Consider the following 12,966-nt stretch of genomic DNA (forward strand, 5'->3'; position numbering starts at 1 on the left):
GTGGAAAGGCATTTCCGCGGCCCGAGGGGTACTTCCGGCAGGGCCGAAAGGCGTCGCGCCGGGATCGCATATCCCGCCGCGCCGACGCGCGGCTGCTGGATCTCTGTGACAAGCACAGAGATGAGGGTGGGTGGGAGACCTCACGCCAGGCCGGCCAGAAACTTTGGGCGCCACTGACGCCAACAACGCCTCCCTCATTCCTGTGCTCGTCACAGGAATCCAGCCAGCCCAAGTCTTTGGGCTGAAGAGATTTTTTCGCGCCGCAGGCGCGGCGCTGCTGGGTCTCTGTGACAAGCACCGGATGAGGACGGCATTTGCCAAACCCAACTATGACGCCAGATGGATGGCCCCAAAGGGATTGTACTTGAAATCGTCCTCGTCATAGGCGTCGACCGGCAGCAACTTGGCGCCGCGGCGGGTCAGCACCGTCTCGACGCCGTCGCTGAAGACCTCATCGGCAACCGCGTCGATGATCGCGCTCAGCGCCAGTTCGTCGTCAGACAGGCTGCGTGGCGCGTAGACGTCGGGTATCCCGACCAGATGGAAGCCGATGCTGTAGAGATGTTCTGCCGTGCCGATCGGGCGCTTGCCAAAGGCGAGGCGGCAGGGGCGGGCGAGCGGTGCACCCGTCCGGCCTTCCGCATCGCGGGCAAGCTCTTTCCATCGGTCCGCGCCATGCGCGACGCCGGCGCTCTCGCCCTTGGCGGCGACGATGCCGTTATCGAGGGTGTGGGCGACCAGCCGAAGTGCAATGGCTGAGTGTTTGACCGCATCCTCTGCCGTCATCGGCGGGCCGAGCACATAGATGACCGAGCGATGGTCGCCGACGGCCTCTTCGTCCGCTTCGGTCCAGGCGCCCTTCATGACGCGATCCCGGCAGACCTCGAAGGACATCGGCATGCGATCATCCGGCGCGTCCTCGGAAAACGTGTAGTCGATCTCGAAGCCCGGGGCGAAGCGGTCGATCGCCGACTGGATGATCTCGCAAAGCTCGGAGAAGGGCTTTTGCCCGCCGAGCAGGCAGAGCACGTGACGTGGTTTGACTTCGGAAAAGCTCATGGCCGCTGCCCCCGGTGGTTCGGAGCGAAGCTGTCGCAGACACCACCGCAAGATGCAAGTCGCCAGGGGCGGCTTTCCTAAGCGTGTGCCGGATTTTGGCCCTGGGCCGGCCGTGCCCGCGCGACGATGACGATGCCGACGAGCGAGACGAGGAGGCCCAAGGCCATGGCCCAGGAGAGGGGTTCGCCGAACATCACGAAGGCCCAGATCATCGTCACCGGCGGGCTGAGATAAAGGATGGCGGTGACGCGGGCGGGCGAGGATTTTTTCAGCGCCAGGTAGTAGAGACTCCAGGCGCCGAAGGTAGCGACGAAGACCAGCCAGAGGATGCCGCTGATAAAGCCCGGATCGAGGACGGGCAGCACGCCGCCTTCGTGCCAGGCGAAAAGCGCGAAGATCGCTGCCGCCGAAAGGCACTGGATTGCGAGGCCCTGATGCACCGGCATGGCGCCGGCCGCGCTGCGCTTCTGCAGCAGTGTCGCCAGCGCCAGCGACAGGGTGCCGAGAACAGGCAGGCCATAGGCCCAGAGCGGCACATTGCCGACGTCGATCGACCAGCCAGACGCGATCAAGACACCGGTCAGCCCGATGAAGGAGCCGAGCCATTGGCGGGCGGTCAAGGCCTGGCCGAGCACCGGCCAGGAGAGGATGGCGACGGCGAGCGGCAGCATGTCGGTGATCAACGCCACCAGGCCGGTCGGTACGCCATGGGAAATCGCAAGCGCAAAGCCCGCGAGATAGCCGGACATGGCAAGCGCGCCGAAGAGCATCTGCGGCACGGCATCCTTCCAGCGGATCTTCGGCCCGATCGTCAGCGCGAAGGGGAGCAGCAGCAAGCCGGAGACGAGGCTGCGCCAGAAGAGGATCAGGAAGAGCGGTGCGTGGTCGATGGCAAAGCGGATGCCGACGAAACCGGCGCTCCAGGAGATCACCAGTGCTGCCTCGAGCAGGATCAGGATGAAAATCCCCCACACCCGGCTTGGCTGGCGAGCGGGCAGCGCGGCGACGTCGCTCATATCAAGGGCTCCGGCTCTAGCGGGTTGGGAGAGCCGCATCGACGGCGGCGGATTGCCGGGGTTCGGCGCGGCGGCGCCGGCCCGGCATCGGCAGGGTGAGGATGAAGAGCGAGCCGACGATCAGCCCGATGCCCGCCCAGCCCTCGGCCGGCAGGCGCTCGCCGACGATAGCGACGGCAAGCACGGCGGCAATGACAGGTTCGAGCAGCGACAGCGTCGTCGCCATGGTGGCCGACACGCGGGCGAGGCCATAGGCAAAGAGCACGTAAGCCACGAGCACCGGCACCAGCGCCATATAGAGGCCGACGGCGACATTGGTCCACGACGCCAAAAGCGGTGCGCCGGTGAAGGCGAGGACCGGCAACAGCAAGGCGCCGCCGACGCCGAAGATCGAGCCCATGGCGGCGCGCGGCGGAATGCCGGCCTGCATCAGTCGCCGCGCCACCCAGGAATAGAGCGCGTAGAGCAGGCCGGAGACGAGGCCGAGCAGGATGCCGTAGAGGACGGCCGTCGCGTCGGCGGCACCGGCGCTGCCGTGGCTTTCCGAGAATGTGAGAAGCACGGCGCCGCCAAGGCCGGCGGCAGCACCCAGCAACCAGCGCGTGGTGAGCTTCTGACCGTCGAAGATGCGCTCGATCAGCGAAGCGGCGAGCGGCGCCGAGCCGATGGAGATGACGGTGCCGATGGCGACGCCGGCGAGATGCATGGAAGAGTAGAAGGCGAGCGGATAGATCGCGACAGAGAGCGAGCCGAGGATCAGCATCGGCCATTGCGCGGCGATCTTCGCCCGGCTCTTGACGATCGAACGCAGCGCCGTCAGCGCCAGCAGCAGGCCGCCAAGGCCCATGGCGACGGCGCCGATCCCGAGCGGGCTGACCCCTGACGCAAAGGTGGCGGTGGTGCCGGTCGTGCCCCAAAGGGCGGAGGCGGTGAGCACGCAGGCAAAGCCGACGAGAGAGGCGGAATTGCGGGAGGTCATAGCTGATCCATGATCGAGATGGCGATCCGGCGCGCGGTCTTCAGCCGTGCGTCATGCCCGTCGAGCCCGGCGCGCGACATCGCACCTTCGAGCAGGAAGGAGAGATGCTCCGCCGTCTCGTCGACGGCGGCACCCGCGTCGGGTTTCATCTCGGCGAGATATTGCTTGAAGAGCGTTTCCACCTCGTCTTTCTGCGAGGCGACGATGTCGCGGGCGGGATCGCCGACGGAAAGCTCGGCTGCGGCATTGAGCAGCCCGCAGCCGCGAAAGCCCCAGGAATAGGCCATCTCGGCATGATCGACATAGCTGTCGAAGATCGCCAGTACGCGGTCTCGCGGCGTTGCCGCATGGGCCAGGCGCTCGTGGTAAAGCGCCTGCCATTCCCGGTGGCGCGCCTCGATATAGGCGTTCACCAGATCGGTCTTGGACGAGAAGTTGTTGTAGAGGCTCATCTTGGCGACGCCCGCATGCGCGGTGATCGCATCGATGCCGGTGGCACCGACCCCGTCCCGATAGAACAGTTCGGCTGCCGCCTTCAGCAGGCGCTCGCGCGCCGGTGCTTTCTCGCTCATGGCTTTCTCCAGTTCATTAGGTAGACCGATCTACTTATTTTGGTTCGATGTCAAGTGACGCGGTGCTTTTCAAAAGGGATGAGGATGCGGTGATGCGCCGGCCGATCGCCGCGTCGCTGTTTGCGGCTGTAACCGTAACGTACTTCCGCGCGTCGCACGCAACGGGTCTACTGCTCGGCATGTATTCGCACTAAATTTCGCATTGGTGGCCCGCAATGGAGTTTGCGAGGCAGCGGCGGTCGAGAAATTTCAAGACCGCCAGCCGTGGCGTATGAGGGAGATTCGGCATGCTGCGATTTGTACTCACGGGTCTGGCGCTTCTGGTCGGCGCGACCAACGTCCCGGCGCAGGATACGTTGCCGGCTGAAATGCGGGACCGCACGATCGAGCGTCGGGCGACGGAGGCGGTGATCTGGGGCATGCCGGCGGTCAATGCCGACCTGATGCTGCAGGCGATGCTTTCGACCACCAAGGCCAAGGTCAACGAGATCGTTTACTGGTCGAAGCCGGTCAACTGGAAGAACCAGACGCTGACGCCGAACCCGGATTCGATCTATTTCATGTCGTTCTGGAACGTGAAGGATGGGCCCATCGTCATCGAGATCCCGCCGGCCGAAGGCGGATCGATCGCCGGCAACATCGTCAACGCCTGGCAGATGCCGCTCGAAGATGCCGGCCCGCATGGCGCCGACGAGGGCAAGGGCGGTAAATACCTGATCCTGCCGCCGGATTACATGGGCGAGGTGCCGGAGGGCTTCATTCCGCTTCGGTCGGACACCTTCACCGGATTTGCGCTGCTGCGCTCCAATTTGAAGAGCCATGCCGACGCCGAGGTCGAAAAGTCGGTCGCCTACGGCAAGCGAATCCAGATCTACCCGATGCCCGTGACCGAGAATACGCCGGCGACGGTCTTCACCGACGCCTATGACGTGCTGTTCGACAGCACCATCCACTTCGACGCCAGCTTCTTCGACAATCTCAACCGGGTCGTCCAGACGGAACCCTGGCTCGAGCGCGACCGGGTGATGATCGACCAGCTGAGGACGCTCGGCATCGAGAAGGGCAAGCCCTACCAGCCAAGCCCGGAAACCAGGGCGCTGCTCGACAAGGCGGCGGCCGAGGCGAAGGCAGAGCTTTCCGCACGCTACGATGCCGGATTCCCTGTCATCAACGAGGGTATTCGCTGGTTTCCGGCGGCTGTGGCCGAGATGGTGAAGGCCGCCTCGGAAGCCTATTCCGATCCCGATCTCTATCCGGTCGATGCCCGTGGCGTGACCTATACGCTCGGCTTCACCGGCATCAAGCGGCTGGGCACGGCGCAGTTCTACCTGATGGCCAACAAGGACAAGGATGGCAACGCCTTCGACGGCAGCGCCGATTATCGCCTCGTCGTGCCGAAGGATGCGCCGGTCGAGCAATACTGGTCGGTGACCGCTTACGACCGCGAGACCCATGCGCTGATCCGCAACATGGACAAGGCCAGCGTCGCCTCGATCGGCGAGGGGGTGAAGAAAAATGCCGACGGCTCGGTGGACGTCTATTTCGGCGCCAAGGCGCCTGAGGGCAAGGCGGCAAATTGGGTACCAGTCGATCCCGCGCGCAAGTTCGAGCTGCTCTTCCGCCTCTATGGGCCGGAAAAGCCGCTGTTCGAGAAGACATGGAAACTGCCTGACGTCGAGAAGATGCCTTAAATCCATATCGAGCCTGCAATGCGAGGAGGAAACCGTGACCCATCGATACGTCGGGATTGCATTTTTGACAGTCTCACTCGGCTTATCTGTCAGCGCCCCTGCCGTTGCTCAGGACAGTGGCAGCACGCCGGTGACGGTCGACAATTTCGTGCGCGCCGAGAGCGATCTCTACTTCAGCGCGGTGGCGAAGAAGGATGGTTTCGGCAAGTTCGAGCACAACAGGGTGATGCTGCCGATCGACAAGCAGACCGTCATCCGCACCAACCGTGACACGCTTTATTCCGGCGCAGTGTTCGATCTGGATGCTGGCCCGGTCACCGTCACGCTTCCGGATGCGGGCGGCCGGTTCATGTCGATGCAGATCATCGACGAAGACCAGTATACACCTGAGGTGATCTACGCGCCCGGCCAGCATGTTCTCTCCAAGCAGAACATCGGGACCCGCTATGTCTTTGCCGCACTGAGGATCCTCGTCGATCCGAACAAGACGGGCGATGCCGACGAGGTCCATCGGCTGCAGGATGCCGTCAAGGTGGAGCAGCCCGGCGGCCCCGGAAAATTCGAGACGCCAAACTTCGATGCAGCGAGCCAGAAGAAGGTGCGGGATGCGCTGCTCGTGCTCGCATCGACGCTGCCCGACACCAACGGCGCCTTCGGGGCGAGGGGCGCGGTCGATCCGGTCCGCCGTCTGATCGGCGCCGCCTCCGCCTGGGGCGGTAACCCCGAGAAGGATGCGATCTATCTCAACGTCGTGCCGAAGGAGAATGACGGCAAGACGATCTATCGCTTGACGGTCAAGGACGTGCCTGTCGACGGCTTCTGGTCGATCAGCCTCTACAATGCGAAGGGGTATTTTCAGGCAAACGCGTTCGACGCCTACACGCTGAACAACATGACGGCTGAAAAAGGCGATGGCGGCGACGTCGATATCCAGTTCGGCGGTTGCGACGGCAAGGTGCCAAACTGCCTGCCGATCATGGATGGCTGGAACTACATGGTTCGCCTCTACCGGCCACGCGGCGAGGTTCTCAACGGGAGCTGGTCGTTTCCCGAGGCCGTTCCTGTGAAGTGACGGCGTTGACGCGTTCGGACTGCGCCATACCTATGCCTGGCAGCCACGGGCCAAAGGAGCCACCATGTGCGGACGCGTCTATCTGAAGACCAATCTGGAGGGCCTGCTGCGCGCCTTCGGCTTTGCGACACGCGGCGGCGTCGAGACGATCGCCAACCAGTTTCCGCGCTATAACGGTGCGCCGACGCTCACCTATCCGATCATCATCCGCGACGTGATCCGTGATCCCGATCTCTTCGGTCCGGTCTTCGTCTCGGCGCGCTGGGGGCTGATCCCGAGTTGGACGAAGGATCCGAAGGCGGGGCGGCCGCTCGTCAACGTGCGTTCCGACACGATCGCGACCAAGTTCCGCTCGTCCTATCAGCGCCGGCGCTGCCTGGTGCCGATCGACGGCTTCTTCGAGTGGAAGGACATTCACGGCACCGGCAAGGACAAGCAGCCCTACGCCATCGCCATGAAGACGGGCGAGCCCTTCTGCCTTGCCGGCATCTGGGAGAGCTGGCGCAATCCTGCGACCGACGAGGACATTCGCACCTTCGCGATCGTCACCACCGACGCCAACGCCATGATGGCCGACATCCACGACCGCATGCCCGTGATCCTGCACCCTGACGATTACGAGCGCTGGCTTTCCCCGGAGCCCGAAGCCCCCGATCTGATGAAGCCGTTTCCGCCTGAGCTGATGACCATGTGGAAGATTGGAGCCAAGGTCGGCTCGCCGAAGAACGATACGCCGGATATTCTCGATCCGGTCGATTGACGGTGACAAGACATCGCGCGGAGGATTTGCACGGGTCGATCGGAAGGTTCGATCTCGTCTGATCTGGGGCCGGGCATTGACAACGGCACGTCCATCAGGGAGTGTCTTTTGCTGTTACCACAATCGAGCATTGTCCTGGACCGCGAGGAGGAAGCTCATGTCCTACGATTGGGGAGGCGCGCGCCGTCAACGCTACAGGCACGCGCGGCTCTGGCTTTTGATCGCCCTGGCAGCCTGGTTGATCGCGCTTGCGTCAACGTCATGACGGGAACGGGTGAGAAAAGAAGGACCGAAGCTTGAGAAGCATAACGTTGCGAAAGATTGCCGTCATCGCCTGTGTTCTGATTACCGGCCTGTCTCTGGCAAGCTGCGCGCGCAACTCCTGCCGCGATTGGCCGGGAACCTGCATCATCCAGTGACGATGGTACCGTCGCCGGAAGACCAAGGCCCTGACCTGATGAAGCCGTTACCGCATGAGCTGATGGCCGTGTGGAGGATCGGCTCGCTGAAGAATGACAGTCCTGATGGTCTCGATCCGGTGGAGTGAGGGAAGCAGCTTGCCGAAATCCGAAGGCGTCGATTACATGTTGTACGTCATCGTGGCAGCGCTCGCGGCCTTTTTGATCAGGGACATCTATTGGTTCACCAGGTCGTTGCTGTTCTACAGGGACAACGGCTGGGATTTCACCGTCGATTTCGGGCCCAAGATGTATGGTGGCGACTCGACTGATCCTGATTTTGAGATGTCACCTCGGGAGAAGATGCTCCGGGGATATCCCATCGGAATAGTCTGCTGCACCAGTTTGCTGGTCGGGTTCTCGATCGCATTGTTCCAAGGCTGATCCGGCTGTTTCACCGGCAGCATCGCACTCGGTTGTAATACCTTGCGCAACCCTCTAAAGCTGCCGCATACGACCTCTCTCCCGAAGGCTCCTTGAGACAGGATCGCGCCGATGAAGCTGGTGACCGGCAACGCCAACCGTGCCCTTGCAGAAGCCATTGCCGACTACCTGAAACTTCCCCTGGCGGACTGCACGGTCAAGCGTTTCGCCGACCAGGAAATCAACGTTCAGCTTCATGAGAATGTGCGCGGCGAGGACGTCTACGTGCTCCAGTCGACGAGCACGCCTGCCGACGGCAATCTGATGGAGCTCCTGATCCTGGCCGATACGCTGCGCCGTTCGTCGGCGCGCCGGATCACCGCCGTCATTCCCTATTTCGGCTATGCCCGCCAGGACCGCCGCGCCACCGGCCGCACACCGATCTCGGCCAAGCTGGTCGCCAACATGATCGCCGGGGCCGGCGTGCACCGCGTCATGACGCTCGACCTGCACACGGATCAGATCCAGGGCTTCTTCGATATCCCGACCGATAACCTCTATTCGGCGCCGGTGATGGCCCGCGACATCAAGGAGCGCTACGACATCGGCAATCTCATGGTCGTTTCACCCGATGTGGGTGGGGTCGCGCGGGCGCGTGCCATTGCCAAGCGCATCGGCACCGATCTTGCGATCGTCGACAAGCGCCGCCCGCGCCCGGGCGTGTCGGAAGTGATGAACGTCATCGGCAATGTGTCCGGGAAAAGCTGTCTGCTGATCGACGACATCGTCGATAGCGGCGGGACGCTGATCAACGCGGCGGACGCGCTGTTGAAGGCGGGCGCCACGGAGGTTTCGGCCTATATCACCCATGGCGTCCTTTCCGAAGGCGCCTGCGAACGCATCGGCGCCAGCAGGTTCAAGGAACTTGTCGTGACCGACTCGATCCACGAAACCGAAGCGCAACGCCAGACCCGCAACATCCGGCGCATCACCATCGCGCCGCTGATCGGCGAAGCGCTTGCCCGCACGGCAAGAGACCAGAGCGTTTCAAGTCTTTTTTACTGACGGGAAGCGCGCGCGCCGCCATCGGTCCCTGCAATGCGCCGCGCCCCGGGCGGCGATGCGTCGCCCCTTACAGGTCCCGCGCGAAGATCTGGCCGGTCAAGTCCTTGCCGAAGCTGTGGTGGAATTCTTCCTCGATCAGCGCGAAGCCGGCCTTTTCGTAGATGTGGCGGGCGGCGTCGAGGCCGGCATTGGTCCAGAGGATCATGCGGTTGTAGCCCAGAAGCCGGGCGTGGCGCATGCATTCCTCGACCAGCCGGCGGCCGATGCCGAGACCACGGGCGCTGGGTTCGACATAGAGCAGGCGCAGTTTTGCCGTCGTCTCGTCGTGGCGGACGAGAAACACCGAGCCGACGATCTTGCCGTCCTTTTCGGCAATCCAGCAGCGGTCGGACTTCGGATCGTAGTCGTGCATGTACTTGACGACGATCTCGGCGACCAGCGCCTCGAACGCGGTGCTCCAGCCATATTCCTCGGCGTAGAGCGCGCCCTGGCGGTGAATGACCCAGCCCATGTCGCCGGGCTGCGGATCGCGCAGGATAAAGCCCGGCACCCGCTCTTCCTGAAGCAGGCTCTCGATCTCGCCCATGGCGCCTACCAGTTGCTTCTGTTCCGGCACGGAGAGCTTGTCCAGCATGGCGACCACTTCGCGCTGGGATGCATTCTCCAGCGGCTCGAAGGTCGCGCGCCCGGTTTCCGTCAGTTCGAGTTGCGCAACCCGGCCGTCGGCGGGCGAGCGGGTCTTTTCGATCAGTCCCTTCTTCTCGAAGCCGGTGATGACCCGGCTCAGGTAACCGGCGTCGAGGCCGAGTTCGCGGCAGAGATCGGTCGCCGTCAGCGCCGGCCGGTGCGCCAGCTCATAGAGAATGCGCACCTCCGTCAGCGAAAACGCGCTGGCGAGCAGGTGCTCGTGCAAAAGGCCGATCAGGCGGGTGTAGAAACGGTTGAAGCGCCGCACCGTCAAGGCGCGGTCTTCGGTTTGCTGCGGAGACATGGAAGATGCCTTTGTAATATTGCCTTGGTCATATAATTAGTTGCCTAAGGCAAGTAATGTCAAGCGGCCGGCAGGACCTAGGCGCGCATTTTCACCGCGCTCACGCAGCGTGAAGTGGCCTGTTGACGCCGCACCGCGGTTCGATAGGTTGAACTGACGTTACGTGAGGTGCTGCAAGGCCGAGGGCGGCTGTCACCGCCGGCGACCGGCAGCGCCAATTTCTCCAAAAGGGCGTGCCTTGATCTATCTTCTCCGCCATGGCGAGACCGTGTGGAACACGCTCGGCCGCTTCCAGGGACAGAAGGATTCACCGCTGACCAGGCGGGGCATCGAGCAGGCGGATCTCGTTGCGGCACTCCTCGCGACGGAAATTGCCGGCGCGGCGCCAGCCTTCGAAATGCATGTCAGCCCGCTTGGCCGGACCCGCGAAACGGCCGACCGGGTTGAGCGGGTCCTGCCGCTTGCCCGCCGCGAGGATCCGCGCTTGATGGAGGTTTCGGTCGGAGCCTGGGACGGCATGACGATGTTCGAGATCGACAACGAGTTTCCGGGCAAGCTCGACGGTTCCGACGCCTTCGACTGGTATTTCCGCTCGCCGGACGGGGAGAGCTTCGATGCCGCCTGCGCCCGGGCGAAAGGCTTTATCGCCGATGTCCGCCAGCCGACCGTCGCGATTTCCCACGGGCTGTTCGGGCGGTTGCTGCGCGGCGTCTATGCCGGGCTCTCGCAGCGGGAAATGCTGGAACTGCCGGTTCCGCAGGATGGGTTCTACCGCCTCGTCGACGGTGAATTCCACCTTGTTGAGGGGGCGGCTGCGGGCGTTCCCGCCTGCTGCGTGTCTCCTTAGATCGCCCTCGATCCAAGGAAAAAGACATGCAGCAGATCAGAGTGTTACAGCGACCTTTGCGCGTCTGATGAGATGCGCGGCGCTGTCGTCGCGGTCGACGGCCGGGCGTGGCATCGTTTTTGCAGGTATTCCTAATTTAAGTGGCCGATCGTGCCCGCGTGCGATAGTATTTGCCCTGTAATCTCCTTGGTCCGGGCCTCCGGATGAGGCCGCTTTTCCCAAGAGTTGGCAAACCCATGGAGCAGAGATTAGCCGCAGTGCTGGCGGCCGACATGGCCGGCTACTCCAGGCTGATGGAGGCCGACGAAGCGGGCACGCTTGCGCGCCTTCGCACCCACCGCATTGAGCTGATCGACCCGGCGATCGCCAAGAACAAGGGCCGGCTGATCAAGACCACCGGCGACGGCCTGCTGGTCGAATTCCAGAGCGTGACCGATGCGGTCAAGTGTGCCGTCGAGATTCAACAGCGCATGAAGAGGCGCAATTCCGACGTGCCGGAGGACCGGCGGATCGAGTTCCGCATCGGCATCAATCTCGGCGACATCATCTTCGAGGACGACGACATCTTCGGCGATGGTGTCAACATCGCCGCGCGCGCCGAGCAACTGGCCGAGGTCGGCGGCATCTGCGTGACGGCGGCAGTGGCAACGCAGGTGACCGACCGGCTGGAGCTGCCGATCGACGACCTCGGCGAAAAGACGCTGAAGAACATCAGCCGCCCGGTGCGTCTCTACCGCATCGGGCTCGACAGCGTCGAGCTGCCGACTTCACCGGCCGCAGGTGCGGCGGCGACGGGCGTCTGCAAGCCGACGATCGTGGTTTTGCCCTTCGACAATATGAGCGGCGATCCGGACCAGGAGTTTTTCGCCGACGGGCTGACGGAGGACATCATCACCGAGCTTTCGCGACGGCACGAGCTCTTCGTCATCTCGCGCAATTCGAGCTTCGTCTACAAGAACCATTCGGTGAACGTGCGCGAGGTGGCGGCCAGCCTCGGGGCGCAATATCTGGTGGAAGGCAGCGTGCGCAAGATCGGCGGGCGGGTGCGTGTCACCGTCCAGCTCATCGATGCCGCCAACGACGCCCATATCTGGGCCGACAAATACGACCGGCAGCTCGACGACATCTTCGCCATCCAGGACGAGGTGACGGCGGCGATCGCCGCGACCGTGCCCGGGCGGCTGGAGGCGGCGCAGCGCGACCAGCTCTCACGCACCAAGCCCGCGAACATGGCGGCCTATGAATGTGCGCTTGCGGCCAAGGTGCTGCATCACCGCAGCAGCGTTGCCGACAACGCCGAGGCGCAGGCGCTGATCGACCGGGCGGTTTCGCTCGACCCCGGCTATGCCCACGCCCATGCCTGGCGGGCCTGTATCCTCGGGCAATCCTGGGTCAACGGCTGGTGCGCCGACCGCGAGGCGACCTGGGCCGAGGTCAATGCCGAGCTCGAACGGGCGCTTTCGCTCGACGACAACGACGCCGACGTGCACCGGATCCTGGCTGCCGTCAACGTCAACAACAATGCGCTGACGACGGCGCGCTATCACCAGGAGCGGGCGCTGTTCCTCAATCCCAACTACGACCTGGTGGTGGTGCAGCAGGGCGAACTCCTGACCTGGCTCGGCCGGCCGGAGGAGGGGGCGGAGTGGATCCTGAAGGCGATGCGGCTCAACCCGCACCACCCGGAACGCTTCTGGAGCCATCTCGGCAAGGCGCATTTCTGCGCCCGCCAATATGGCGAAGCGATCGAGGCCTTCATGCATCTTTCGGCCATGGACGAAACCCAGCACGCCTTCGTCGCCGCCTGCCACGGCTGGCTGGGCGACGGGGTCGCGGCGGGTGCCCATATGGAAAAGGTCAGGGCGCTCAACCCGGCCTTCGAGATCGGGACGTTTCTCGGCACGCTGCACTATGCACAGGAGAGCGATGCGCAGCATCTGCGCGAGGGGCTGGTGAAGGCGGGGGCCGGGTGAGGACCGGTCCGCATCCTTCGGGTCCGCATTTTGAATCAAGCATGGATTCAGGGGCACGAGGACGTGGTTTCGGCCCCTGACAGCGTAATTGCGGGGTCTTCTGCACCTTCGGGAGAGGTG

Annotated in this window: 13 protein-coding genes; 8 read left to right on the top strand and 5 right to left on the bottom strand. The window is 63.6% G+C overall.

The genetic code is table 11. The features are described from left to right. Positions 1 to 327: 327 nt before the first annotated feature. The 4 genes from C1A35_RS05110 to C1A35_RS05125 all read right to left on the bottom strand — a co-directional run bounded on the left by C1A35_RS05110 (position 328) and on the right by C1A35_RS05125 (position 3,626). The gene (locus tag C1A35_RS05110) at positions 328 to 1,059 is read right to left on the bottom strand and encodes a hypothetical protein (RefSeq protein WP_104663248.1); all 732 of its coding nucleotides are present in this window, start codon (positions 1,057 to 1,059) and stop codon (positions 328 to 330) included. Positions 1,060 to 1,136: 77 nt separating this feature from the next. Next, on the bottom strand, positions 1,137 to 2,075 hold the full coding sequence (locus C1A35_RS05115) for a DMT family transporter (RefSeq protein ID WP_104663249.1): 939 nt from the start codon (positions 2,073 to 2,075) through the stop codon (positions 1,137 to 1,139). Between the two features lie 16 nt (positions 2,076 to 2,091). After that, positions 2,092 to 3,054, bottom strand: a complete 963-nt coding sequence (locus C1A35_RS05120; RefSeq protein ID WP_104663250.1) for a DMT family transporter — start codon at positions 3,052 to 3,054, stop codon at positions 2,092 to 2,094. Beyond that, positions 3,051 to 3,626: a TetR/AcrR family transcriptional regulator gene (locus C1A35_RS05125; RefSeq protein ID WP_104663251.1), complete on the bottom strand. Its 576-nt coding sequence runs from the start codon at positions 3,624 to 3,626 to the stop codon at positions 3,051 to 3,053. Before C1A35_RS05125 ends, C1A35_RS05120 begins: the two co-directional genes overlap by 4 nt. Positions 3,627 to 3,913: 287 nt before the next feature. Between C1A35_RS05125 and C1A35_RS05130 the strand changes: the two genes are divergently transcribed. The 6 genes from C1A35_RS05130 (at position 3,914) to C1A35_RS05150 (ending at position 9,035) form a co-directional block, all read left to right on the top strand. Next, a complete protein-coding gene (locus tag C1A35_RS05130; protein ID WP_104663252.1) occupies positions 3,914 to 5,317 on the top strand; it encodes a DUF1254 domain-containing protein in 1,404 nt (467 codons plus the stop codon). 34 nt (positions 5,318 to 5,351) lie between these two features. Then, positions 5,352 to 6,389: a DUF1254 domain-containing protein gene (locus C1A35_RS05135; RefSeq protein WP_234822745.1), complete on the top strand. Its 1,038-nt coding sequence runs from the start codon at positions 5,352 to 5,354 to the stop codon at positions 6,387 to 6,389. Positions 6,390 to 6,453: 64 nt separating this feature from the next. Next, positions 6,454 to 7,149 (top strand): SOS response-associated peptidase, encoded by a 696-nt coding sequence (locus C1A35_RS05140; protein WP_104663253.1) that lies wholly within the window; start codon positions 6,454 to 6,456, stop codon positions 7,147 to 7,149. A gap of 274 nt (positions 7,150 to 7,423) precedes the next feature. Then, on the top strand, positions 7,424 to 7,696 hold the full coding sequence (locus C1A35_RS35745; RefSeq protein ID WP_158664969.1) for a hypothetical protein: 273 nt from the start codon (positions 7,424 to 7,426) through the stop codon (positions 7,694 to 7,696). Positions 7,697 to 7,706: 10 nt separating this feature from the next. Beyond that, the gene (locus C1A35_RS05145; protein WP_158664970.1) at positions 7,707 to 7,991 is read left to right on the top strand and encodes a hypothetical protein; all 285 of its coding nucleotides are present in this window, start codon (positions 7,707 to 7,709) and stop codon (positions 7,989 to 7,991) included. 111 nt (positions 7,992 to 8,102) lie between these two features. After that, positions 8,103 to 9,035, top strand: coding sequence for a ribose-phosphate pyrophosphokinase (locus C1A35_RS05150; protein ID WP_104663255.1), 933 nt, complete (start codon positions 8,103 to 8,105; stop codon positions 9,033 to 9,035). A 67-nt stretch (positions 9,036 to 9,102) separates the two neighbouring features. On the opposite strand, the gene C1A35_RS05155 is transcribed toward C1A35_RS05150, so the two are convergent. Continuing rightward, positions 9,103 to 10,026, bottom strand: coding sequence for a bifunctional helix-turn-helix transcriptional regulator/GNAT family N-acetyltransferase (locus C1A35_RS05155; protein WP_104663256.1), 924 nt, complete (start codon positions 10,024 to 10,026; stop codon positions 9,103 to 9,105). A 238-nt stretch (positions 10,027 to 10,264) separates the two neighbouring features. Between C1A35_RS05155 and C1A35_RS05160 the strand changes: the two genes are divergently transcribed. Continuing rightward, positions 10,265 to 10,873, top strand: coding sequence for a histidine phosphatase family protein (locus C1A35_RS05160; RefSeq protein WP_104663257.1), 609 nt, complete (start codon positions 10,265 to 10,267; stop codon positions 10,871 to 10,873). 236 nt (positions 10,874 to 11,109) lie between these two features. After that, positions 11,110 to 12,846 carry an adenylate/guanylate cyclase domain-containing protein gene (locus tag C1A35_RS05165; protein WP_104663258.1) on the top strand — a complete coding sequence of 579 codons (1,737 nt, stop codon included), beginning with the start codon at positions 11,110 to 11,112 and terminating at the stop codon, positions 12,844 to 12,846. Positions 12,847 to 12,966 lie beyond the last annotated feature (120 nt).

This window comes from Ensifer adhaerens (genome assembly GCF_002940685.1).
GTDB lineage: Bacteria > Pseudomonadota > Alphaproteobacteria > Rhizobiales > Rhizobiaceae > Ensifer > Ensifer adhaerens_E.

Coding starts and splice junctions, on each gene's coding strand:
- C1A35_RS05130 (WP_104663252.1), top strand. CDS start 3,914: ATGCTGCGATTTGTACTCACGGGTCTGGCGCTTCTGGTCGGCGCGACC.
- C1A35_RS05125 (WP_104663251.1), bottom strand. CDS start 3,626: ATGAGCGAGAAAGCACCGGCGCGCGAGCGCCTGCTGAAGGCGGCAGCC.
- C1A35_RS05120 (WP_104663250.1), bottom strand. CDS start 3,054: ATGACCTCCCGCAATTCCGCCTCTCTCGTCGGCTTTGCCTGCGTGCTC.
- C1A35_RS05165 (WP_104663258.1), top strand. CDS start 11,110: ATGGAGCAGAGATTAGCCGCAGTGCTGGCGGCCGACATGGCCGGCTAC.
- C1A35_RS05110 (WP_104663248.1), bottom strand. CDS start 1,059: ATGAGCTTTTCCGAAGTCAAACCACGTCACGTGCTCTGCCTGCTCGGC.
- C1A35_RS05140 (WP_104663253.1), top strand. CDS start 6,454: ATGTGCGGACGCGTCTATCTGAAGACCAATCTGGAGGGCCTGCTGCGC.
- C1A35_RS05155 (WP_104663256.1), bottom strand. CDS start 10,026: ATGTCTCCGCAGCAAACCGAAGACCGCGCCTTGACGGTGCGGCGCTTC.
- C1A35_RS05150 (WP_104663255.1), top strand. CDS start 8,103: ATGAAGCTGGTGACCGGCAACGCCAACCGTGCCCTTGCAGAAGCCATT.
- C1A35_RS05115 (WP_104663249.1), bottom strand. CDS start 2,075: ATGAGCGACGTCGCCGCGCTGCCCGCTCGCCAGCCAAGCCGGGTGTGG.